Source organism: Bradyrhizobium sp. A5 (assembly GCF_042076515.1).
In the GTDB taxonomy this organism is placed as follows: domain Bacteria; phylum Pseudomonadota; class Alphaproteobacteria; order Rhizobiales; family Xanthobacteraceae; genus Bradyrhizobium; species Bradyrhizobium cosmicum.
Genome location: NZ_CP148990.1, coordinates 1641404 through 1663008 on the forward strand (window position 1 = coordinate 1641404; position 21605 = coordinate 1663008).

A 21605-nucleotide genomic window follows, 5' to 3' on the forward strand; every position below is an offset into this window, starting at 1 on the left:
GACTTTCTGCGATTTCGATGTGAGTCAAATCAACGACTTAACTTGCTCGAAAACGGCATAAATCGAATTGTCTCTCATGCTCTACGGTCCTTTTATTTTGTAGCTACGAAATATTGACGGCCGGATAAATCGTAGCTACATTAAAGGCAATGAAAATCGTCTGGGATGAACCGAAGCGGCTCGCGAACCTCGACAAGCACGGGCTGGATTTTGTGGATCTCGACGAAACCTTCTTCGAGACCGCGCTGGTCATTCCGTCACAAAACAACAACAAGCGCTGGATCGCGGTGGGCGCGAGTATCCGTGGCGTCATCGTCGTCGTATTCGCCCGGCTGGGACGCGAAGGCGTCAGCATCATCAGCATGCGACCGGCAAGCCGCAGCGAAAGGAAACTCTATGCCAAACGCTAAGAAGAAGTCGGGCTATACAAAGAAGGACCTGCGCGCGGTCAGCGACACTCCGGAGCTGACAAAGGCCGATTTCGCCAAGGCGCGGCCTTTCTCTGAAGTCTTCCCTGATCTCAGCGCAGCCATCCGCAAGGGCCGAGGTCCGAACAAGGCGCCGACAAAGACGCTCGTCTCCCTGCGCCTCAGCCCTGACGTGCTCGATCATTTCAAATCGACCGGACCGGGCTGGCAGTCGCGGATCGACGAGACCTTGCGCAAGGCGGTGAAGCGCAAGGCGTCGTGATGGGTGTTAAGAACGAGAAGAACAGACTGTCGGAGGCTTTGAAGCAAAATGCCCAGAGCTGGGCTGCCGTCGCACTGTCTGTTGTTGGTGATCCCCAGGTCGAATTCGCAGGCAGTACCGGTGGTGCGAGTTCCCCAGCCGGCGGGTTGTTGCGGACATACCGGATCAGGCAACGGCACTGCGAGGAAAAAGGCATTCAGACCGGTGGAATGGCTGAGCTAATTGACTCCTTGTCGGTCTGCGGTGAGCGCGATCTGATCCAGGTGCAGCCGTTCATCGGACCTCGCAGTAGCGTTACCGCTTTCTGGAATGCAGCAGGTAATTTGTTAGGTTGCATCACAGTGCTTGGACCGGATCTGGAAAGTGGACGACGAAATCTCGATTTCGCGAATGGGAAATTCCAAGTGTAGGGCAGGTTCATTGCCCGTCGGGCAAAGCACTCGCCACCCCGTCAACCCCTTCCTGCAAAAATATTCCACTTTACCGAAATTCGGAATTGCGGCATACATTGCGGCAGCCCGGCCCACGAAGAGGGGCGGTTCGCGAGTCGTTCGAAACGCGGGTCGGGTTGCGGTGGACGCGGCAGCGTCGTGCGCGAGAGGCGTGGGTAGGGCGGGTAGTCCCTGTGAGTCCGCGGCTTCGTGCGGACGAGCGGCGCTGAAGTCCGGCGAAGCCTCCTGGCGAAGCCGGATGAGCTGCGTACGGCAAAACCGTGTGGTCCTGGCCGTCGTTGCTACGGTCAAGCCTTTGCGGAGATGTGCGCGAGCCCAACCGGGCAGACGGCATCGTCACTTCGCGAGGCGAGGGAGGCCAGAAGGAAAGTTCGGCTCCCGGGAGAGCGCGGCATAAGCCGTCCGACCATCGCGCAGGGAAGGCCGGGCGTTCGGCCGCACCTGTATGCCGCTGTGCAGTCCTTTTGCGCTATTTGCGCACAGCGGACCGTGGGTGCCAAGCCGGCACCCGGCCTTCCCTGCGCCCTCTTTCTTTTGGGGCATGAAGGAGAGAGCAAAGCTCGGGCGACATGCGCCGCGAGGCTGCGAAGGCGCGTCTGCAACTACGCACTCGCTGTCATCGTCCGGCTTGACCGGACGATCCAGTATTCCAGAGGCGGTTGTGATTGAGTCGATACGGCGCGGCGTACTGGATTCCCCGCTTTCGCGGGGAATGACGGCGGTGGTTGGGGAGGCAGCCGAGCGCTACCTTAAACGAACTTGCGCCTACACTTCCCGTCGGCTCAAGAACGCCAGCCGCTCGAACAGATGCACGTCCTGCTCGTTCTTGAGCAGCGCGCCATGCAGCGGCGGGATCAGTTTGCGCGGATCGCGTTCGCGGAGCTGCTCGACGCTCATGTCCTCGTTGAGCAACAGCTTGAGCCAGTCGAGCAACTCGGACGTCGACGGCTTCTTCTTCAGGCCGGGCACCTCGCGGACCTCGAAGAAGATCCGCAGCGCTTCCTCGACGAGGCGCTTCTTGATGCCGGGGAAGTGGACGTCGACGATGCGGCCCATCGTGTCGGCGTCGGGGAACTTGATGTAGTGGAAGAAGCAGCGGCGCAGGAACGCGTCCGGCAGCTCCTTCTCGTTGTTGGAGGTGATCATCATGATCGGGCGCTGCTTCGCCTTGATGGTCTCGCCGGTCTCGTAGACATGGAATTCCATGCGGTCGAGCTCGAGCAGCAGATCGTTCGGGAATTCGATGTCGGCCTTGTCGATCTCGTCGATCAGGAGCACCGGGCGCTGCTCGGCGGCGAAGGCCTCCCACAGCTTGCCGCGCTTGATGTAGTTCTTGATGTCCGAGACCCTGGCATCGCCGAGCTGGCTGTCGCGCAGGCGCGACACCGCGTCGTATTCGTAGAGGCCCTGCTGCGCCTTGGTGGTGGACTTGATGTGCCAAGTCAGCAGCGGCGCGTTCAGCGCCTTCGCCACTTCTTCCGCCAGCACCGTCTTGCCGGTGCCGGGCTCGCCCTTGATGAGCAGCGGGCGCTCCAGCACGATCGAGGCATTGACGGCGACCTTGAGATCGTCGGTCGCAACATAGTCCTTGGTGCCGGTAAATTTCATCGCGCGTCCTTGTTGGTCGTCGTCCCAGGTTTGGCCCTGGTCGCGACATGGGAACGGCCGCGCATGGCGGCCGTTCCTGGTTCGGTCAGGCTTTCAGACCCGTTTTATCAGCGAAAGGATGACAAGCACAATCACTGCGCCGATCGTGGCGTCCACGATGGCGCCCACCGTGCCGGTGGCGAGCCCGATGTGCAGTTGAGGCAGCACATAGCTCGCAACGAGGGCACCGATGATGCCCACCACGATGTTGCCTACCAGCCCAAATCCCGCCCCATGGACAATCTTGCCGGCAAGCCAGCCTGCGATCGCGCCGATGATGAGCGCTGCGAGAATTCCCATTGCAAACGTCCCCAAAACAACCCCGTGAAGCCGCCAATTCTAGAGCAAAAAGCCTCCCGGTCCAGCACCCGGCGGCGGCTTCCGCCTCTTGACGTCGGCCCCCCGACGGGCAATCTGTCACCCATGTTCCTGCAATTCTTTACGTCTCTGCGCGATGCGCAGGTCCCCGTGACGCTGCGCGAATACCTCACGCTGATGGAGGCGCTCGACGCCGACCTCGCGGACTACTCGGTCGAGAATTTCTACTATCTGTCCCGCACCTCGCTGGTGAAGGACGAGCGCAACCTCGACAAGTTCGACCGCGTCTTCGGTACGGTGTTCAAGGGGCTGGAAAGCCTGCTCGACGCCATGGAGAAGGCCGAGATCCCCGAGGAGTGGCTGAAGAAGCTCGCCGAAAAATACCTCAGCGAGGAAGAGAAGAAGCAGATCGAGGCCATGGGCTGGGACAAGCTCATGGAGACATTGAAGAAGCGCCTCGAGGAGCAGAAGGGCCGCCACCAGGGCGGCTCGAAGTGGATCGGCACCGCCGGCACCTCGCCGTTCGGCGCCCACGGCTACAATCCCGAAGGCGTCCGCATCGGCCAGGACAAGAACCGCAACAACCGCGCCGTGAAGGTGTGGGACAAGCGCGAGTTTCGGGATCTCGACGGCAATGTCGAGCTCGGCATCCGCAACATCAAGGTGGCGCTGCGCCGCCTGCGCAAGTTCGCGCGCACCGGCGCGCCTGACGAACTCGATCTCGACACCACCATTCGCGAGACCGCCAATCACGGCTATCTCGACGTGCACATGCGGCCTGAAAGGCGCAACGCGGTGAAGCTGCTGGTGTTCTTCGACATCGGCGGCTCGATGGACGCGCATATCGAGCAGGTCGAGGAGCTGTTCTCGGCGGCGAAGAGCGAGTTCAAGCACATGGAGTATTTCTACTTCCACAACTGCCTCTATGAAGGCGTGTGGAAGCAGAACAAGCGCCGCTTCACCGACCGCACCCCGACCTGGGACGTGCTGCACAAATATCCGCACGACTACAAGATCGTGTTCGTCGGCGACGCCTCGATGAGCCCTTACGAGATCATGGTGCCCGGCGGCTCGGTCGAGCATGTCAACGAGGAGCCCGGCTCGGTCTGGCTCGACCGCATCATCCGCACCTATCCGCATGCGGTGTGGCTCAATCCGGTCGCCCAGAAGCACTGGGACTATTCGGAATCGACCACCATCATCAAACGTATTTTCGCCAATCGCATGTTCCCGATCACGATCGAGGGTCTCGAAGGTGCGATGAAGGAATTGACGCACTAGCTGTTGTCATTCCGGGGCGATGCGAAGCATCGAGCTTTGATGCGCAATTGCGCATCAGAGAATCCATCGGGCCGCAGTGTTGCAGATAAATGGATTCCGGGTTCGCGCTATGCGCGCCCCGGAATGACAACAAGAGGGAGACCCACATGGCCCAGACCATCACCCGCGGCATCAAGGCGCTGATCGACGAGGCCAATGCCGAGATCGAGACGCTCACCGCCAAGGATGCCATCGAGATTTCCAAGAACGGCGACGTCGTCATCGTCGACATCCGCGATCCCAGAGAGATCGAGCGCGACGGTCGCATCCCCGGTGCGTTCGCCTGCACCCGCGGCATGCTCGAATTCTGGATCGATCCGCAGAGCCCGTATGCAAAGCCGATCTTCCAGGAAGACAAGAAGTTCGTGTTCCACTGCGCCGGTGGCCTGCGCTCCGCGCTGGCGGCCAAGACCGCGAAGGACATGGGCCTGAAGCCCGTCGCCCACATCGGCGGCGGCTACGCCGCCTGGCGCGATGCCGGCGGACCGACGGAGCAGTGGGAGCCGAAGAAGAAGGGGTGAGGGAAACACCTTCCCACCACACACACCGTCATGCCCGGGCTTGACCCGGGCATCCACGTCTTGCTGCGATTGAGAACGTGGATGGCCGGGACAAGCCCGGCCATGACGACTGAGACAACTGCCGGAGCATGTAATGACCACCGATCCCCTCGTCTCCACCGAATGGCTCGCCGCCCACATCAACGACGCCAACGTCAAGGTGCTCGACGCCAGCTTCAAGCTGCCGGGCGTGCTGCCGCTGCCGAAGGACGATTATCTCGCCGCGCATCTGCCGGGCGCGGCGTTCTTCGACGTCGATGCGGTGTCGGATCATTCCAACCCGCTGCCGCACATGTATCCGGGCGCCGAGCAGTTCGGCCGTGACGTCGGCAATCTCGGCATCGGAAATAGCGACACCGTCGTGCTCTACGATGCCGGCGGCTGGGTCGCCGCGCCCCGCGCGTGGTGGATGTTCCTGGCCTTCGGCCACAGCAACGTGCACATCCTCAATGGCGGCCTGAAGAAATGGCGTGCCGAGGGCCGTCCGGTCGAGAGCGGCGAGGTGAAGCCGAAGCCCGCGAGCTTCAAGGCGAGCTACGATTCAAAGCGCGTGCGCAGCATGCAGCAACTCGTCGCCAACGTCGAAAGCCGTGCCGAGCAGGTGATCGACGCGCGCGCCGCCGACCGCTTCGAGGGCCGCGCGCCCGAGCCGCGCGCGGGCATCCGCTCCGGCCACATCCCCGGCGCCCGCAACGTGCCCTACAATCAGCTGTTCGACGCCGCGACCGGCACGATGAAACCGCTGGAGGATCTGCGTGCCGCCTTCACGGGCGCCGGCGTCAAGCTCGATGCGCCGATCGTGACCAGCTGCGGCTCCGGCGTCTCCGCCGGCGTGCTGACGCTCGCGCTCTATCGCCTCGGCATCACCGACACCGCGCTCTACGACGGCTCGTGGTCGGAATGGGGCCAGGAAAAAGGCCCGCCGATCGCGACCGGGCCGGCGTAATCCTACCGGCGCGTGGGCGTGGGCGTCGTCGCGAAGGTCTGCGGCTGTCCGAACGGATCGAGCTGCTGCTGCAGCTGCTGAGGCGGCGGCCGCCGGACGATGCGATGGCGCTTCTTGGCCTTCGCCTTGCGCTTGGTCGCCTTGGCGTCCGGCGTGCTGATGTCAGCCTTGGCCTTCGCGGGCGGATCCTTCCAGGCCGTGGTCGCGGGGTCGTTCAGCGCGGCGAATTTGGCCGGGGACGTATCGGGCGCGGACGATGCCGCGGCGGCCGTCATCTCGGTCGAGGCGGGCCTGGCCTCGGGGATGGAGGCCGTGGTGTCGGCCGGCGTGAGCGTGTCGGCGGGCGCCGGCGCTGCGGCGTCCGTCGTGCTGTCGGACTTGGCCGGCTCGGCGGTCGGAGAGGGGGCCTCGGCCACCTGTGGCTGCGCAGCGGTCTCGGTCGTTGCTGCGGCGACCGGTTCGGGATCACTCGCCGGCAGCCCGATGGTCGGGACCAGGTCGCGCACCGACGGCGCGGGCTCGACGACATCAGGCTCGGCGCGAAGGGCCGCGAGCACCGGTGTGGCCGGCTCGGGGGCCTGCGCAAAGACCTGCTCCTGCGGGCCGTTCCGCCAGGAGGGGTTGCTGACATACTGCTCGTGGCTCGCCCGCAGCAGCGCGGCGGCCCCTAGGCCGAACACCAGGATGGAGGTTGACAGCAGGATCGCGGCAAACAGGAAGCGAAAGCCGGGAAGCATCGAAGGGTTACGAATTTCCGCCCCGGCGGGTGGCGACCGGGACCCATGAGCCATCTGAACGCGGTGACGGTACTGATTGCCGCATTCGCCATGCGGAATCGGAGCTCAAAGCGACGGCGAATCAGGCTGATTCGAACATACCGCAACGATTCCGGGCCGCTCCGTAAAAAACGGGGCCGCAGACTCCGGCGATCTACGGCATGCGCTGATTTCCACCCCGTGATGCAACGGAGCAACGGTGCTCAGGGGATCACAAATCGGAAAATCGGGCGCAAATCGGCCTGTCATGTCTTGAATGTGCCGCTATCTTCGGTCATCTGGCCGTTAACGGTCCGGATGGGCCCGGGGACTATACAAGAGCGATGATGATCAAACATTTTCTGACGATATGCGCTGCCGCAACAGTCGCTGCGGCGGGAACCTCGCTCGCACAGGCCCAGAGCTATCCGGTCCAGCAGGCGCCGAGCTATGGCGCCCCGGCCGAATACCGCCCCGGCGACCGCACCCCGAATTTCGACGCGCTGGAAGACGAGGACGACGCGATGCCGCAGGCGTCGCTGCCGCCACCCGGTCCGGTCGACGATCCGCGCTACGGCCGCCCGGCCGGCGCTCCCCCGGTCTATTCGGCCGCCCCGACCCAGGGGCCGGTGATGTCGCCGGATGATCCGCGTTATGGCCGTCCGGCTGGTCCCCCGGTCTATTCGGCAGCCCCGGCGCAGGGCCCCGTGATGTCACCCGATGATCCCCGCTACGGCCGCCCCGCCGGTCCGCCTGCGGTGATTTATGCCGATCGTCCGGCTCAGCAGGCCCCCGGCAGGGACGGCCTGCGTCCGCCGGAGGCGGTCGGTGGTCCCGCCGCGACCGGAACGGTTCAGCCAGGGCAGCCGCCCGTCGGCGCCGACGGCCGCCCGATGGCGATCGCCTCGCTGCCGCCCGAGGAGCAGCCCGATGCCGCACCGGCGCAATTGCCGCCGAACCTGCGCCGTCAGGAAGTCTCGCTTGCGACCAAGGAGCCGGCCGGGACGATCATCGTCGATACCCCGAACACATATCTCTACTACGTGCTCGGTAACGGCCGCGCGATCCGCTACGGCGTCCGCGTCGGCCGCGACGGCTTCACCTGGACCGGCGTGCAGAAGATCACCCGCAAGGCGGAGTGGCCGGATTGGCATCCGCCGACGGAGATGATCGAGCGTCAGCCCTATTTGCCGCGCTTCATGGCTGGTGGCCCCGGCAATCCGCTCGGCGCCCGCGCGATGTATCTCGGCTCGACCGTGTACCGCATTCACGGCACCAACCAGCCCTCGACGATCGGCAAGTTCGTCTCCTCCGGCTGCATCGGCATGCTGAACGACGACGTCTCGGATCTGTTCGAGCGCACCAAGGTCGGCACCCGCGTGGTGGTGATGCCGGGTGGCCCGCCGCCGGGAACGGCGACTGCGTCCGCGGCCCCCGTGCCCGGTGCCGCCGGTCCGGCTCCGATGGCCGCCCAGGCTGGCCCCGTTCCGGGCACCCAGCCGACCGTAGTGCCGCCGCTGCCCGCGCCGGTCACCGTGCGCTGAGCGCTTCGAAATTCAAATTAAGAAGGGCGTGCCGTTGGCGCGCCCTTCTTCGTTTCAGGCCAGCTTCCGCGGCAACTCGCCGTCTTTGGTGAAGGCGTCGATCGCCTCGACCATCTGGCCGTAATGGATACGCAAGCCGTCCTCGGTGGCGTAGCCGAGATGCGGCGTCAGCACGAGGTTGTCGAGCTTGCGGAACGGGTGGTCGACCGGGAGCGGCTCGACCGAAAACACGTCGATGCCGGCGCCCGCGATCTTCCGCTGCTGCAAGGCCTCGAGCAGCGCCTGCTCGTCCACGATCGGCCCGCGCGCGGTGTTGACGAGGAAGGCTGTCGGCTTCATCCGTGCCAGATCCGCAGCTCCGACCAGTCCGCGCGAGCGCTCGCTCAGCACCACATGGATGGTTACGATGTCGGCCTTGGTGAACAGCTCCTCCTTGGTGGCGTAGCCGACCCCGGCCTCCTTGCACTTGTCCGGCGTCAGGTTCGGGCTCCAGGCGATCACGTTCATGCCGAAGGCTTTCGCGATGCCCGCCATCTTGCTGCCGAGCTTGCCGAGCCCGACGACGCCGAGCGTCAGGCCCTCGATCTCGACGCCGGCAAAGGTCTGCCAGGGCTCGCCCGCATGCATGCGCGCATTCTCGCGGCCGATGCCGCGGGTCAATTCGAGGATCAGGCCCATGGTGAGCGGGGCGGTCGGATCGCGCGAATATTGCGTGCCGCCGACGGCGACGCCGTGCGTCTTCGCGGCCTCCATGTCGATCGACGCGTTGCGCATGCCGGAGGTCAAAAGCAGCTTCAGCTTCGGCAGGCTCTCGAACAGGCTCTTGGGGAACGCCGTGCGCTCGCGCATCGCGCAGATGATGTCGAAATCAGCCAAGGCGCCGGCCGCGGCCTGCTCCGAGGCGAAGGGATGGCTGAACACGGTGACGTCGACGCGGTCGGACAGTTTCGGCCAGTCGGCGACGTTGAGGGCGAGGTCGAAATAGTCGTCGAGGATTGCACAGCGCAGCCGCGTCATCAGCGTTCATCCATGGCGAGAGCTGACGGCGCCAGGCGGGGCGCCATCGTCGGAACCGGGCCATGGTTGCGCGCAATCACACTTGCGCGCAAGCCGCTCGCGTCTTCAAAAATTCGACAGGAGATGAAGGGCTCAGAGGTCGCGGGGCTTCAGCCGGACCGGCGCATCCATGCCGTGCTTGGCGCGCCAGGCGGGGCCGGGGCCGCGCATGTAATGCAGCTCGGGCCGGTAGGGATTGAAGGCGGTGGCGAAGAAGCGCTTCCAGAAGCCCTTGATCTCGGAGACGAGCGCGGAGCTGCTGCCGGCGTCTGCCGGAACGGCAAGTGAATGGGTTTCGACCAGAGCCATGACGGGCCTCGCTATGCTCCCGTTCGTTCTGAGCGGGCGGCGCTGTTTCCGCGCGAAACCGAGCTTTGGCCTGATTTATTAAAAGAAGGTTTCAATTGTCCCGATCGGGGCCCGGATGGTGTCCGTCCAGTATTCATCCGTGGTGAACGGAGGGAAAACATTGCCCTTTGGGGGCGGGATCGCTACATCGCTGGCTAAGCAAATCTCCTCAAATTGAAGGTTTCACGGGACCGATGGCGCGCCAGTTCATCTATTTCATGCAGGGCCTGACCAAGAGCTACCCGACCCGGAAGGTGCTCGATAACATCAATCTGAGCTTCTACCCGGACGCCAAGATCGGCGTGCTCGGCGTCAACGGCTCGGGCAAGTCGACGCTGCTCAAGATCATGGCCGGCCTCGACAAGGAGTATAACGGCGAGGCCTGGGTCGCCGAGGGGGCCCGCGTCGGCTATCTCGAGCAGGAGCCGCAGCTCGATCCAAAGCTCTCGGTGCGAGAGAACGTCATGCTGGGCGTGGCCAAGAAGAAGGCGATCCTCGATCGCTACAACGACCTCGCGGTCAACTATTCGGACGAGACCGCCGACGAGATGACCAAGCTCCAGGACGAGATCGAGGCCCAGGGCCTCTGGGATCTCGACAGCAAGGTCGACCAGGCCATGGACGCGCTACGCTGTCCGCCCGATGACGCCGACGTCACGAAACTCTCAGGCGGTGAGCGCCGCCGCATCGCGCTGTGCAAGCTGCTGCTCGACCAGCCCGAGCTGTTGCTGCTCGACGAGCCGACCAACCATCTCGACGCGGAATCCGTGTCGTGGCTGGAAGGTCATTTGCGCAACTATCCCGGCGCGATCCTGATCGTCACCCACGATCGCTACTTCCTCGACAACGTCACGAGCTGGATCCTCGAACTCGATCGCGGCAAGGGCATTCCCTACGAGGGTAACTACTCGTCCTGGCTGCTGCAGAAGCAGAAGCGGCTGGAGCAGGAGGGGCGCGAGGACGCCGCGCACCAGAAGACGATTGCGCGCGAGCAGGAATGGGTTGCGTCCTCGCCGAAGGCACGGCAGGCCAAGTCCAAGGCGCGCTACCAGCGCTATGAGGAATTGCTCAAGCAGGCGAACGAGAAGCAGACCCAGACCGCGCAGATCATCATTCCCGTCGCCGAGCGGCTCGGCGCCAACGTGGTCGATTTCGACGGCATCAGCAAAGGCTTTGGCGATCGCCTGCTGATCGACGATCTCACCTTTAAGCTGCCGCCCGGCGGCATCGTCGGCGTGATCGGCCCCAACGGCGCCGGCAAGACCACGCTGTTCAGGATGATCACCAAGCAAGAACAGCCGGACAAGGGCACCATCACGATCGGCGAGACCGTGCATCTCGGCTATGTCGACCAGTCGCGCGACGCGCTCGATGGCAAGAAGACCGTGTGGGAGGAAATCTCCGGCGGCAACGAGCTGATCCTGCTCGGCAAGAAGGAAGTGAACTCGCGCGGATATTGCTCGTCGTTCAACTTCAAGGGTGCCGACCAGCAGAAGAAGGTCGGCGCGCTTTCCGGCGGTGAGCGCAACCGCGTGCATCTCGCCAAGATGCTCAAGTCCGGCTCCAATGTGCTGCTGCTCGACGAACCGACCAACGATCTCGATGTCGACACGCTGCGCGCGCTCGAAGAGGCGCTGGAGGACTTCGCCGGCTGCGCCGTCATCATCAGCCATGACCGCTGGTTCCTCGACCGCATCGCGACCCACATCCTGGCCTTCGAGGGCGACAGCCATGTCGAATGGTTCGAGGGCAACTTCCAGGACTACGAGAAGGACAAGATGCGCCGGCTCGGCCAGGACAGCATCATTCCGCACCGCGTGAAGTACAAGAAGCTGACGCGGTGATGCCGGCATGATGCGGCGGGCGCTCATCGCTGCGGTGATTGTCGTCACCTGCGGCTGGTCGTCCGCTCGCGCCGCCGATGCCGCCTTCACGCAGTTCATCGCCTCGCTCTGGCCGGAAGCGCAGGCCGCTGGCGTCTCGCGTGCGACATTCGATCGAGAGACGCGCGGGCTCGAGCCGGACTACAAGCTGCCCGATCTGATCCTGCCCGGACGCCCCGTGACCGGCGCGCCGTCGCAGGCCGAGTTCGTGCAGGTGCCTGCCGACTACGTCAAGGAAGCGTCGATCGCGCGGCTCGCCGGCGAGGGGCAGCGGTTGCTGCAGAAATATCGCACTTCGCTGACCGAGATCGAGAAAAGCTCCGGCGTCCCTTCGACCGTCATGCTGGCGATCTGGGGACGCGAGACCGACTATGGTCGCTACACGCTGCCTTATGATCTGGTCCGCGTGCTGGCGACGCAGGCCTATGTCGGCCGGCGCAAGGATACCTATCGCAACGAGTTCATCCTCTCGCTGAAAATCCTCGGCGACGGCGTGGTGACGCGCAAGGACATGCGCTCGTCCTGGGCGGGCGCCACCGGGCTCACCCAGTTCCTGCCGTCCGAATATTACAAGCACGGCGTCGACTTCGATCGCGATGGCCGCATCGACATCTGGCATTCGGTGCCGGATGCGCTGGCGTCCGCCGCGCAGCAGCTCGTCAACAAGGGCTGGCAGACCGGCGTGCGCTGGGCCTACGAAGTGCAGGCGCCGGCGAAGGTCGACTGCACCGCCGGCGTGCCAGAGGTGACCAAGCCGATCGGCCAGTGGCTGCGCGAAGGATTCGTGCCGGTGCGCGGACAAAAGCTCAGCGCCGCCGAGCAGGCGCAACCGGCCTCGCTGCTCCAGCCTGAAGGCATCTACGGTCCGGCGTTCCTGACCACGAAGAACTACTTCGTCATCAAGGAATACAATTTCTCCGACCTGTACGTGCTGTTCGTCGGCCATCTCAGCGATCGCATGACCAGTCCGTTGCCGTTCGCCACATCCTGGGCGGCCTCGAAGCAGTTGCGCACCAAGGATGTCGAGACCATGCAGCGCGGGCTCACCCGCGTCGGGCTCTACAAGGACAAGATCGACGGCAAGGCCGGGATGCAGACGCGCGCCGCGCTCGGCGCCTATCAGAAGTCGGCAGGCCTCAAGGTCGATTGCTGGCCGAGCGAAGAGGTGCTGCGTTCGATCCAGGCGGCGCGATAGCGCCGGACCAAAAGAAAAAGCCCGGCCGATGGTCTCGGCCGGGCTTCGATCGCGGCGCTCATGAGCGTCTCACGATCAGGTCTTGCGATCAGATCAGTAGCAAACGCGAACCGGGCGGATCACCCAGCCGTAGCCATCCCAATAACGCTGGCGCTGCCAGTAGCAGGGCGGGGGCGGCGGGCCGGGCTCGGCCACATAGACGGGGCCGCCATAGGCGGGACGGCTCGACGCGATGGCGCCGCCGATGATCGCGCCGCCGAGCAGGCCGGCAGCAATGCCGACGCCCACGCCGTCATGGGCCTGGGCGGACGGCGTGGCGGTCACCAGCGAACCGGCGACCATCGCAACCGTGAGGGCGGCAACTAAAGTCTTCTTCATACTCTTGGCTCTCCTGAGAGATGGACGCTCCTTGTTAGGAGCACCCGGGGTTCAAAGGTTCACGCAGACTCTGATGGAATTGGCCTTGCAGCTAGGAAGCGCGCAAATGGTCAATCCGCAGTAAACGCACGCAGAGCTGTGATGAGAAAAAGCGGTCTTTTTCAGGCCCGGAGATGAACGGCGTCTCCGTCGTGAACGGGCTCAAATGAATCAGTCGCAGTGAACCGTTTCGCGGCGCCTCAGCCACAGACGCGGACGCGGCGGATGCGCCAGGCATAGCCGTCCCAGAAGCGCTGCTTCTGCCAGACGCAGCCGTCGCCGTAGTAGTCGTCGGCGGCATAGCCCGGGCCCGGTGCGTAGTAGCGGGGCGGGTAGTAACCGGGGCCATAGCCCGGACCATAGGCGTAGCCGGGACCGGGTCCGTAATAATACGGGGAGGCCAACGCGCCGCCGACAATGGCGCCGCCGATGATGCCGGCGGCCACGCCGGCAGCGACACCGCGCTGAGCATGGGCCGGTGTTCCGGCCGTCAGGGCCAGGGTGACGACAGCGGCGGCTGCCAGGAGCGATCTCTTCATTGGCTTGACCTTTCACACACGGGAACTGTTTGGGAACCAGAGTTCCATACTTCGTTTGAATGATCAATGAACGGCCCCTTGGCCGGGGGGCGACCAATCGTTCTGGATCGAGCCCCGCCAGGGAGGCGATGATGGGCGACGCGCTGATGAATACTCTGATTGCTGCCGGGATCGTCTTTGCGATCGGCTTCGGCTGGTTCACCCATATCCAGAACCGTGGCCGGCGCTCGCGCGCTGCGACCGGAGGCGATGGGGGAGGCGGCGACAGCTATTCGGGAACCAGCGACGGCTTCTCCCTGGGGAGCTGGTTTTCCAGCGGCAGCTCTGTGAGCTCGAGCGACGCTGGAAGCTGCTCCACGAGCGATGGCGGCGGCAGTGGCGGGGATTGCGGAGGCGGCGGCGATGGTGGTGGAGGCGGTGACTAGGTCCGCCGCAATCTTGATCCAGCGCAACTCCCTATTTTAGAGCCGTTCTAGGCTGTTTCCGGCCAGTTTGGAATAGCTTCAAATACCAGTTTTTCCTTTTGCATCCGGACGGCCGCTTAAATATCGATGATGGTGCATCACCGAAGGGCCTGTCGCTTCCATGATCGTTTGTTCTTGTAACGTGCTGAGCGATGACGACATCCGCGCCGCCGTCGCCGAGTCCGACGACGCTGTGCGGCATGCCAAGCAGGTCTATGGATGCCTCGGCTGCAGCGCCGAATGCGGTCGCTGCGCGCGGACGATCAAGACCATCATCGACGAAGCGCTCGGCCCGTGTGCCAAGTCCTGCTGTTCGGGCTGCCCGCACAACCACACCGTGGCCGCCAATGATGAGATTGCCGAGCCCGCCCAGTTCGCCCTCGCGGCCTGCTGAAATCTTCCACATCCGAGCTTTTCCCCGGCTGCGTCCTCGCAGCCGGTTGCTCCGACCCTTAAACTGACTTAGAAGCATTCTAAGTACGGCTCCGGCCGATTTGGACGCTAGACTTGGAGTGCATCATGCAGGGCGACGCAAAAGTCATTGATTACCTCAACAAGGCGCTGCGTCACGAACTGACTGCGATCAACCAGTACTGGCTGCACTACCGCTTTCTCGACAATTGGGGCCTGCGGGATATGGCCAAGGTCTGGCGCAAGGAATCCATCGAGGAGATGGAGCACGCCGACAAGCTTACCGAGCGGATCCTGTTCTTCGACGGTTTCCCGAATATGCAGGTGCTCGATCCCCTGCGCATCGGACAGAACGTCAAGGAGATCATCGAGTGCGACCTCGCGGCTGAGATGAGCGCGCGGGCGCTCTACCAGGAGGCGGCGGGCTACTGCAACAGCGCCAAGGACTACGTCACGCGTGACCTGTTCGAGAAGCTCATGAGCGACGAGGAGCACCACATCGACTTCCTCGAAACCCAGCTCGATCTGATCGGCCGCATCGGCCTCGAACTCTACACCCAGAAGCACGTCGGCGGGCTCGAGGGCGAGGGGCACTAAGCACTGACGTCGCCACACACTCCCATGTCGTCCCGGCGGACGCCGGGACCGATAATCCCAGGGAGAAGTGTGGTGCGAGGCGGCAACTCCGTCTTCGTCAAACCGCTCCTTGTGGCTATGGGTCCCTGATCTGCGCTCCGCTTGTCCGGGACGACACCACTATTGCCGCGCCACTACAGCTGCGTCTTGTACAGTGCTTCCACGACGTCCTGGCTCTGCGGCTCACCAAGACCGGTTTGCTCGTGGATAACCTCGGTGATGCTCGGCATCACCGAGCGTTGCACCTTCTCAGGCGCCCACAGTTTCGAGCGCATCAGCGCCTTGCCGCAGTGGAAATAGACTTCACTGACGGCGACGCTCAGCACCGCGCGCGGCGGCTTGCCGAATTCCACCATCGAGGCGAGCAGATCCGGATCGGCCGAGAGCGTGCCGCGTCCACCGACCCGCAGCGTCTCATCGATGCCGGGCACGAAGAACAACAGATGCACGAAACCGGAGCCGTCGACGACGTTGCGAAAACTGTCGATCCGGTTGTTGCCGGCGCGGTCGGGCATCAGCAACTGATTGGGGCCGGCGACATGGACAAAGCCAATGTCGCCGCCGCGCGGGGAAGCATCGACGCTGCCGTCGGTACCCGATGTCGCCAGTACGCAGAACGGCGACATCTCGATGAACTTCCTCGCATGCGCGTCGATCTCGGGACGCGCTTTGGCAATCACGCGCGGGGTCGGCTGCGCATAGATGGTGGCGAGGTCTTCTGCGCAAAGATCAGTCACGAAGGTCTCCTTGATTGAGGGCTCGAGGATATCAGTCCCCGATCGGAGCGCTACCCCCTTGCTCGCGCCGCCACGGCCAGTCGATCACGCCGGCGCAGTACAGCGCCCACCAGATTAGGACCGGCTGAAGCGCCAGCCGCGGCCCGTGATAGAGCCAGCTATTGGGGAGAGGCGGAAGGTCGATGCCCTCCAGGGCGTGCTTGATGTTCGCCGGCCACACGCAAAGTGCATAGAGCGCGAATGCGACGCCTGCCCACCAGCGCAGCGGCCTGGTCACCAGCGCAACTGCGCCTGCGATCTCGCAGGCTCCAGTGATGAGGATGACCTGCGTCGCGAACGGAACCCCGGACGGCGTGATCGCGAGCAGCTTCTCCGGAACCCAGAGGTGCGCGATGCCCGCCGTCAGGTAGAATGCAGCAAGCACGCAGCGCATCACCGCGCGTGTCAGATCGCTTGCAGGAGCTGAGGCCATCAGCCGAACTAGCACGCGCGGCACCGAGGCGCCATCGCACGCGCGAACTCAGACGGCGTCCGCCGGCACGAAGCAGCTGATGACGATCGCGCCGCGGTGATGGACGTACCACACCACGGCCTGACCGACCGGATTGCCGCGGTCGCGGATGACGGCGCGCTCGGGCACCTCCATCCATTGTCCTTCGATCGGTACCCAGTAAGTGCCGCCCCGCACATCGTATTCGGTGCGATGGCCGTCGGAGACGTCGCAGCAGGGCACGCCGTTCGGCGCGATCACGCTCTTGAACCAGGCGCGGATGTCGGGCGGAACGTGGTCGTATTGGCCATTATCGAACGCGAACGCTGCGCTCGTCAGCGTCATCATTGCGGCCAGCCAAACGCACAGCGCAAGCCTGTGCATGCGATCCTCCGTCGCGCGCCGATTCGTATCGTTGACGCGATTAAGCCCGAGCTGTCAGTTCAATGCATGCTCAAATAATATGCGGCGTCGAGGCCCCGCATATGATGCGTTGCGATATGAGGGACCAGCCGTCGCATCATCCAGTTGCGCGACGCCATCTCGGTCGCCCCACAGCCGGGTTCTGCATGCCGCCCATCGAATTGCCGACACGAGCCGCAGATGCTGGATGCCAAGGCCTTCCTTCACGATGTAGGATTTCGGCCTGGTCGATCGTCTTGCAGGGAAACATCGGGAGAGGCTGCATGTGCCGCAACATCAAGACGCTGTTCAATTTCGAACCGCCGGCGACGGAAGACGAGATTCACGCGAGCGCGCTGCAGTTCGTGCGCAAACTGTCCGGCTTCAACAAGCCGTCGCAGGCCAATGAGGAAGCCTTCGACCGCGCAGTGGCCGAGGTCTCGGAGGCCGCGCGGAAGCTCCTGACCTCGCTGCATACGCATGCGCCGGCGCGGGATCGCGAGGTCGAGGCGGACAAGGCCCGGGAGCGTTCGCGGCTGCGGTTCGGTTAGTCCAGCCTCAATCGACCGTTCCGTGATCTGGCTCACGGTATAGGGCGTCTCAACTTGCGATGATGTCCGCCGGGGTTTTGACAGCCCGGAGCACGATCATGAGCCGCCCTCTTATTCCTCTCAAAGCAGGTGCCGTCGTTTTCACGTTGCTGTGGACCGCATGGATGATGTGGTGGAGCGGCTCGTTCAGCAGCGGGAACGTCGCGATCCTGGCGCTATGCGGCGCAGCGGTCGGCTATCTCTGGTACCGCGCCATGCGCTGGCAGTTCGAGCGCATGGGCATGCTGCCCCGACGGGAGGATCAGGCGAGGTAGGCGTGACTGCTAGTCCTTGTGGCCGTGCTTCTTCTTTTTCTTCTTTTTCCGGTGATCGTCGTCTTCGCCGTCGTCGCTCTCGTCGTCGACGAACGTGTCGTCGGTTTCCAGCACCGCGGCTTCCAGCGCTTCGCGCTCGGCGGCTTCACGCTCGCGCTGGCGGCGGCGTTCATCCCAAGCGTCGAAGAGTTGTTCCAGCCAAGGCAGCACCTGCTCGATCGACGGCAGCTGGCCGGGCGGTCCGGCCTCGCCGCGCGGGCCCTGTGGCCCCGCCGGCCCCTGCGGTCCGACCGGTCCCCTCGCACCGGCTTCGCCGGGCTTGCCCGGCAGGCCAGGCTTGCCTTGCGCGCCGGCCTTTCCGGCCGCGCCGGGCTTGCCTTGCGGTCCCGGCTTGCCACGCACGCCGTCCGGCCCCCGCTTGCCCGGATGACCCTGCGGTCCAGGCCGTCCCGGCTCGCCCTGCCGCCCGCGCGGTCCCTGAGATCCCTGCCTCTTCTGTTCGTCTGCCACGCCACTGCTCCCTTGACCGGAAGCAAGCTACTTAGCGTCGTTTGACGACAGCAGCAATTCCGCCCGCGCATCGCGGCGCGCTTGATCAACATCAATCGGCCGCAGGAAGCGCCGTGTCACTGAATGATATGCGGCCACAAATTTGCAGGGAGAGACCGATGCACGCAGCGTGGAAACTCTTCTGCCTGTCGGCAGTCATCCTTGCGGCGTCGCTCGGCCTTGCTCATCTGCTCGTGCCCGATGTCGTGCCGGTCGCGTTCGCCGAGGAGCCGCAGCCGGCATGGGCCGTCATGACGGCCTTCATGCTCCGCGCCATCGAGATGATCGCGGCAGCGGTCGCGATCATCTCGCTTGCAGCTCTCGCCGGCATTCCGCTCTACGTTGCCTGGTCGCGTGCTAGTCGTGATACGCGGGCACGTCGATGCCGGAAGCCGCATAGATCCTGATCTTGTTGCGCAGCGTGCGCACTGACAGGCCGAGCACGCGCGACGCGCGGGTGCGGTTGCCGTCGCAGCGCGCCAGCGTCTGGAGCACGAGCTCGCGCTCGACCTCGTCGACGGTCGCGCCGATCAGCAGCGGAACGATCTGGTTGGGGCTAAGGAATCGCGCGCCCGACCCGGACGCGGCGACATGAACAGTGGTCATCAACATACTCCCCGATCAACGCCCGCTTCCATTTTGGAAGCGGATCGAGAACAAACGACCCCCAAGCCGTAGATCTACGGTGGGCGGGTTTGGTTAACGAAAGGTTAATCGCGGGCCATCGCACAAGATGACCTCGGGAATGCCGCTAAGGCGCCGCGATTGGCACGAGGTGCATAGTGATGCGGCCGCATCTCGGTCTGCGAATTCCCTGCCGCGCTTCACACCGTCCGGTATCCGCCATCGACCATCAGGATCGTGCCCGTGACATAGGCCGACTGGTCCGAGGCCAGGAAGATCGCTGGCCCGACGATGTCCTCGGGCTTGCCTGTGCGCGCCAGCGGGGTGTGATCGACGAAGGCCTGCACAAGCGCCGGATTGGTCGCGCGCACATTGGCGTTGATGTTGGTCTCGATGAAGCCGGGCCCGATCGCGTTGACGCGCACGCCGTCCTTGCCGAGCTCGACCGCGAGCGCCTTGGTGAAGCCGAGCACGCCATGCTTCGAGGTCGTATACGCCGCCGAGCTCGGCGTGCGCAGGTGCACGAAGGACTGGATCGAGCCGATATTGACGATGCGGCCCTTGGCTGCTCGCAGCGGGCCAAGGAATGCTTGCGTGACGTTGAAGACGCCGTTGAGATTGAGCGAGATGATGTCGTTCCAGTCCTTCGCCACCGTCTCGGTCTCGGCGGTGAAGGCGTTGCGGCGGGTGATGCCGGCATTGTTGACGAGGATCGAGACCTGCCCGACCTTGTCCGCGACTTGGCCGGCGAGCGCAAAGCAATCCTCGCGCCTGGTCACGTCGAGTGCGAAGCTTTCCGCCTTGCCGCCAGCCTTGCGGATCTCCTGGGCGGCTTCCGCCACGGTGTCGGCGTTGACGTCGAGCAACACCACTTGCGCGCCTTCGCGGGCGTAGCCGGCGGCGATCGCCCGGCCGATGCCGGAACCGGCGCCCGTGACGACGGCGATGTGGTTTGCGAGCAGTGCCATGACAATTTCCTCCCGGATTCGTTTCTAAGTTTCATGAAAGGCTAACTCGAAATTAAGGGGTCGGAAACGGCCGCCTTGGCATACTGATCCTGGTTGCTAAACGTTGCGCGCATGATGGAACGGCTTGAATCCTGGAAACTGGCGCTCGAGCGCCTGCGGTCGGCGCAATCGGGCGATTGGGCCGAGGCCGGCCGGCTCGTCGCCGAGATCGTGCGGATGAGCCCGGATGCCACGCTGCGGCAGGCGGCCGAGCAGGCGCTTCCGGTGCTGCGCCAGGCCGTCGACAATGACGATCACAGCGTCACGCTGGCGGCCCGGCGCCGCGTCGGCGTGGTCCTCGAGGTCGTCCATGATCTCACCGCGCCGCGCTTCGGCCGCCGCAACGCCATGCCGAAGAAACTGTCCAGCGAGGATCGCGCCCGCAGGATGCTCGGCCTGCCGCTCGCCGTGCAGCTCACCTGCGAGGACATCAACCAGGCCTATCGACGCGCCGCCAAGGGCACGCATCCCGACCATGGCGGCAACGCGCAGGCCTTCATCGACCTCGCCGCCGCGCGCGACATTCTCATCCATCCCGGCGCCTACAAGGAGGCGTGAGCGCACTCAGCTCTTGCTGACGCAACTCGGATAGGGCGCGGCTTCTCCCGCGACGATCGGGCAGAGATCGATCGGGCTGAGCTCACGCAGGCGCGCTTGCCAGTGCCCGTCATTGACGGGCGGCTCGTCAGTCTCGGGGCCGCGTTCCGCCCACTGAATGGTGTAGTAGTCGGTCGCGCCCTTCAGCGTGATCAGCAGTGCGGTCTCGCTGTGCCGGGTCGGGCCGCTGTCGATGCGGCCGCAGCCGATCACGGCACCGAAACCCTCGAAGCGGCCGAACTTCAGGCCACCGAAAGGTCTTGCCGCAAAGCTGTCGGGGCAGGCCGATTTGAAGCCGCCGGCGATCGAGCCTGCGAATGTCTCGGGCGATGCGCCCGGCGTCAGCGTCATGCCCTTCTCGCCGGTGACCGTGATCATCTGGGTCCAGCGCTCGGACGTCTCGCCCTTCAGCACGGCCTCGCGGATGTAGTGACCGCCCTTGGTGTTCTCGAATACAGCGACGAAGGTCGATGGCATCGAAAAGCTGACGAGCTGGCCGAAGATCGGCGAGATCACGCGGAAGGATTCCGGGGCCTGCGCTTGCGCCGTGAAGACGAGGGCGAGCGATACACCGAGGATAGAAGCCGTCGTGGTGAGCTTGCGCATCGATTGATCCCCCGGGAATTGGATGGAAACGCAACCGGGCGAGGATGCTAGCGGCGCAGCCTTGTCCGGCCCTTGTCGTGCGCCGCGCCGCGCGTCCCGGACAGGATGTGAGTAGTCCCGCGATCCGGGCCGAACAACCAGCGCTACGTCCAAAAAGAAGAAGGGCGGCCCGCTCGCGCCGGCCGCCCTCGAAACCCGATCTGTCGCGCGACGCTCAGAGCGTGCAGCGGCGCTCCGCACGCAGCTTGATCTGCAGGTCGGACGCGGCCGTGAAGGTCGGCAGCGGCTTGCTGACGACCTTGTAGGTCGACGCGCCCCACTGGAACGGCTTGTACTTCAGCTCCTCGTTCCAGACCTGGCAGATGCCGGTGTTGTCCCAGCGGATCACGTAATAGCCGGGCGCTGCGGATGCGGGCATGGCAAGCACGGAACTGGCGATGCCGGCAAAGGCACAGAGGGCGAGAACGCGACGCATGAAATATCTCCTGATGGGGAAGTAGGCCTCGAAAATTCGTGCGGTAAAAGCCGGTCCTTTGCAAGCCGGGGA

General features: G+C 64.3%; 31 protein-coding genes. 15 read left to right on the forward strand and 16 right to left on the reverse strand.

What is annotated here, in order from left to right:
• Positions 1-149: 149 nt before the first annotated feature.
• Genes WHZ77_RS07690 through WHZ77_RS07700 form a run of 3 tightly spaced genes read left to right on the forward strand, consistent with a single transcriptional unit; the run spans position 150 to position 1100 of the window.
• Positions 150-410, forward strand: a complete 261-nt coding sequence (locus WHZ77_RS07690; protein ID WP_375313125.1) for a BrnT family toxin — start codon at positions 150-152, stop codon at positions 408-410.
• Positions 397-690: a BrnA antitoxin family protein gene (locus WHZ77_RS07695; RefSeq protein ID WP_375313126.1), complete on the forward strand. Its 294-nt coding sequence runs from the start codon at positions 397-399 to the stop codon at positions 688-690. The genes WHZ77_RS07690 and WHZ77_RS07695 overlap by 14 nt, the downstream gene beginning before the upstream one ends.
• Positions 690-1100, forward strand: coding sequence for a hypothetical protein (locus WHZ77_RS07700; protein WP_375313127.1), 411 nt, complete (start codon positions 690-692; stop codon positions 1098-1100). Before WHZ77_RS07695 ends, WHZ77_RS07700 begins: the two co-directional genes overlap by 1 nt.
• An 807-nt stretch (positions 1101-1907) precedes the next feature.
• On the opposite strand, the gene WHZ77_RS07705 is transcribed toward WHZ77_RS07700, so the two are convergent.
• Together WHZ77_RS07705 and WHZ77_RS07710 are read right to left on the reverse strand one after the other, a co-directional pair.
• A complete protein-coding gene (locus WHZ77_RS07705) occupies positions 1908-2750 on the reverse strand; it encodes a MoxR family ATPase (RefSeq protein WP_106948590.1) in 843 nt (280 codons plus the stop codon).
• Between the two features lie 93 nt (positions 2751-2843).
• On the reverse strand, positions 2844-3089 hold the full coding sequence (locus WHZ77_RS07710) for a GlsB/YeaQ/YmgE family stress response membrane protein (RefSeq protein WP_015684163.1): 246 nt from the start codon (positions 3087-3089) through the stop codon (positions 2844-2846).
• Between the two features lie 123 nt (positions 3090-3212).
• On the opposite strand from WHZ77_RS07710, the gene WHZ77_RS07715 reads away from it, so the two are divergent.
• From WHZ77_RS07715 to sseA, 3 genes are all read left to right on the forward strand, one after another.
• Positions 3213-4388, forward strand: coding sequence for a VWA domain-containing protein (locus tag WHZ77_RS07715; protein ID WP_375313128.1), 1176 nt, complete (start codon positions 3213-3215; stop codon positions 4386-4388).
• Positions 4389-4534: 146 nt separating this feature from the next.
• A complete protein-coding gene (locus tag WHZ77_RS07720; protein ID WP_375313129.1) occupies positions 4535-4948 on the forward strand; it encodes a rhodanese-like domain-containing protein in 414 nt (137 codons plus the stop codon).
• 133 nt (positions 4949-5081) lie between these two features.
• On the forward strand, positions 5082-5933 hold the full coding sequence (sseA, locus tag WHZ77_RS07725) for a 3-mercaptopyruvate sulfurtransferase (protein WP_375313130.1): 852 nt from the start codon (positions 5082-5084) through the stop codon (positions 5931-5933).
• Between the two features lie 2 nt (positions 5934-5935).
• On the opposite strand, the gene WHZ77_RS07730 is transcribed toward sseA, so the two are convergent.
• The gene (locus tag WHZ77_RS07730) at positions 5936-6670 is read right to left on the reverse strand and encodes a hypothetical protein (protein ID WP_375313131.1); all 735 of its coding nucleotides are present in this window, start codon (positions 6668-6670) and stop codon (positions 5936-5938) included.
• A 365-nt stretch (positions 6671-7035) separates the two neighbouring features.
• On the opposite strand from WHZ77_RS07730, the gene WHZ77_RS07735 reads away from it, so the two are divergent.
• Positions 7036-8232, forward strand: coding sequence for a L,D-transpeptidase family protein (locus WHZ77_RS07735; RefSeq protein ID WP_375313132.1), 1197 nt, complete (start codon positions 7036-7038; stop codon positions 8230-8232).
• Between the two features lie 54 nt (positions 8233-8286).
• Here WHZ77_RS07735 and WHZ77_RS07740 read toward each other — a convergent pair whose 3' ends face one another.
• Positions 8287-9249: a D-2-hydroxyacid dehydrogenase family protein gene (locus WHZ77_RS07740; protein ID WP_375313133.1), complete on the reverse strand. Its 963-nt coding sequence runs from the start codon at positions 9247-9249 to the stop codon at positions 8287-8289.
• Positions 9250-9381: 132 nt separating this feature from the next.
• Positions 9382-9597 carry a hypothetical protein gene (locus tag WHZ77_RS07745; RefSeq protein ID WP_375313134.1) on the reverse strand — a complete coding sequence of 72 codons (216 nt, stop codon included), beginning with the start codon at positions 9595-9597 and terminating at the stop codon, positions 9382-9384.
• Between the two features lie 233 nt (positions 9598-9830).
• Between WHZ77_RS07745 and ettA the strand changes: the two genes are divergently transcribed.
• Positions 9831-11480 carry an energy-dependent translational throttle protein EttA gene (gene ettA, locus WHZ77_RS07750; RefSeq protein ID WP_375313135.1) on the forward strand — a complete coding sequence of 550 codons (1650 nt, stop codon included), beginning with the start codon at positions 9831-9833 and terminating at the stop codon, positions 11478-11480.
• A gap of 7 nt (positions 11481-11487) precedes the next feature.
• Complete coding sequence (locus WHZ77_RS07755) at positions 11488-12714, forward strand: lytic murein transglycosylase (protein ID WP_375313136.1); 1227 nt, start codon at positions 11488-11490, stop codon at positions 12712-12714.
• Between the two features lie 93 nt (positions 12715-12807).
• Here WHZ77_RS07755 and WHZ77_RS07760 read toward each other — a convergent pair whose 3' ends face one another.
• Together WHZ77_RS07760 and WHZ77_RS07765 are read right to left on the reverse strand one after the other, a co-directional pair.
• On the reverse strand, positions 12808-13092 hold the full coding sequence (locus tag WHZ77_RS07760; protein ID WP_015684173.1) for a hypothetical protein: 285 nt from the start codon (positions 13090-13092) through the stop codon (positions 12808-12810).
• A gap of 239 nt (positions 13093-13331) precedes the next feature.
• Positions 13332-13670, reverse strand: coding sequence for a hypothetical protein (locus WHZ77_RS07765; protein ID WP_375313137.1), 339 nt, complete (start codon positions 13668-13670; stop codon positions 13332-13334).
• Positions 13671-13801: 131 nt separating this feature from the next.
• Between WHZ77_RS07765 and WHZ77_RS07770 the strand changes: the two genes are divergently transcribed.
• The 3 genes from WHZ77_RS07770 (at position 13802) to bfr (ending at position 15142) form a co-directional block, all read left to right on the forward strand.
• A complete protein-coding gene (locus WHZ77_RS07770) occupies positions 13802-14095 on the forward strand; it encodes a hypothetical protein (RefSeq protein WP_375313138.1) in 294 nt (97 codons plus the stop codon).
• 160 nt (positions 14096-14255) lie between these two features.
• Positions 14256-14528: a bacterioferritin-associated ferredoxin gene (locus WHZ77_RS07775; RefSeq protein ID WP_143841383.1), complete on the forward strand. Its 273-nt coding sequence runs from the start codon at positions 14256-14258 to the stop codon at positions 14526-14528.
• A gap of 125 nt (positions 14529-14653) precedes the next feature.
• Complete coding sequence (bfr, locus tag WHZ77_RS07780) at positions 14654-15142, forward strand: bacterioferritin (protein ID WP_092021671.1); 489 nt, start codon at positions 14654-14656, stop codon at positions 15140-15142.
• A gap of 173 nt (positions 15143-15315) precedes the next feature.
• Here the strand turns inward: bfr and WHZ77_RS07785 are convergent, their stop codons facing one another.
• From WHZ77_RS07785 to WHZ77_RS07795, 3 genes are read right to left on the reverse strand one after another with little or no spacing between them, the layout of a single operon-like run.
• Positions 15316-15918 carry an MSMEG_1061 family FMN-dependent PPOX-type flavoprotein gene (locus WHZ77_RS07785; protein ID WP_375313139.1) on the reverse strand — a complete coding sequence of 201 codons (603 nt, stop codon included), beginning with the start codon at positions 15916-15918 and terminating at the stop codon, positions 15316-15318.
• Between the two features lie 31 nt (positions 15919-15949).
• Positions 15950-16390 carry a DoxX family protein gene (locus tag WHZ77_RS07790; RefSeq protein ID WP_375313140.1) on the reverse strand — a complete coding sequence of 147 codons (441 nt, stop codon included), beginning with the start codon at positions 16388-16390 and terminating at the stop codon, positions 15950-15952.
• 48 nt (positions 16391-16438) lie between these two features.
• A complete protein-coding gene (locus WHZ77_RS07795; protein WP_375313141.1) occupies positions 16439-16792 on the reverse strand; it encodes a hypothetical protein in 354 nt (117 codons plus the stop codon).
• A 302-nt stretch (positions 16793-17094) separates the two neighbouring features.
• Between WHZ77_RS07795 and WHZ77_RS07800 the strand changes: the two genes are divergently transcribed.
• Together WHZ77_RS07800 and WHZ77_RS07805 are read left to right on the forward strand one after the other, a co-directional pair.
• Positions 17095-17361, forward strand: coding sequence for a DUF2277 domain-containing protein (locus tag WHZ77_RS07800; RefSeq protein WP_015684182.1), 267 nt, complete (start codon positions 17095-17097; stop codon positions 17359-17361).
• A gap of 98 nt (positions 17362-17459) precedes the next feature.
• On the forward strand, positions 17460-17675 hold the full coding sequence (locus tag WHZ77_RS07805; protein WP_375313142.1) for a hypothetical protein: 216 nt from the start codon (positions 17460-17462) through the stop codon (positions 17673-17675).
• Between the two features lie 9 nt (positions 17676-17684).
• On the opposite strand, the gene WHZ77_RS07810 is transcribed toward WHZ77_RS07805, so the two are convergent.
• From WHZ77_RS07810 to WHZ77_RS07825, 4 genes are all read right to left on the reverse strand, one after another.
• Positions 17685-18185, reverse strand: coding sequence for a collagen-like protein (locus WHZ77_RS07810; RefSeq protein ID WP_375313143.1), 501 nt, complete (start codon positions 18183-18185; stop codon positions 17685-17687).
• Positions 18186-18408: 223 nt separating this feature from the next.
• Positions 18409-18531, reverse strand: a complete 123-nt coding sequence (locus WHZ77_RS07815) for a hypothetical protein (protein WP_375313144.1) — start codon at positions 18529-18531, stop codon at positions 18409-18411.
• A 50-nt stretch (positions 18532-18581) separates the two neighbouring features.
• Entirely contained in the window at positions 18582-18830 is a 249-nt protein-coding gene (locus tag WHZ77_RS07820; RefSeq protein WP_375313145.1) for a helix-turn-helix domain-containing protein, read from the reverse strand.
• Between the two features lie 218 nt (positions 18831-19048).
• Complete coding sequence (locus WHZ77_RS07825) at positions 19049-19816, reverse strand: SDR family NAD(P)-dependent oxidoreductase (RefSeq protein WP_375313146.1); 768 nt, start codon at positions 19814-19816, stop codon at positions 19049-19051.
• A 111-nt stretch (positions 19817-19927) separates the two neighbouring features.
• Between WHZ77_RS07825 and WHZ77_RS07830 the strand changes: the two genes are divergently transcribed.
• The gene (locus WHZ77_RS07830; protein ID WP_375313147.1) at positions 19928-20413 is read left to right on the forward strand and encodes a J domain-containing protein; all 486 of its coding nucleotides are present in this window, start codon (positions 19928-19930) and stop codon (positions 20411-20413) included.
• A 6-nt stretch (positions 20414-20419) separates the two neighbouring features.
• Here the strand turns inward: WHZ77_RS07830 and WHZ77_RS07835 are convergent, their stop codons facing one another.
• On the reverse strand, positions 20420-21058 hold the full coding sequence (locus tag WHZ77_RS07835) for a hypothetical protein (protein WP_375313148.1): 639 nt from the start codon (positions 21056-21058) through the stop codon (positions 20420-20422).
• Positions 21059-21272: 214 nt separating this feature from the next.
• Positions 21273-21533: a hypothetical protein gene (locus WHZ77_RS07840; protein ID WP_168213302.1), complete on the reverse strand. Its 261-nt coding sequence runs from the start codon at positions 21531-21533 to the stop codon at positions 21273-21275.
• Between the last annotated feature and the right edge of the window lie 72 nt (positions 21534-21605).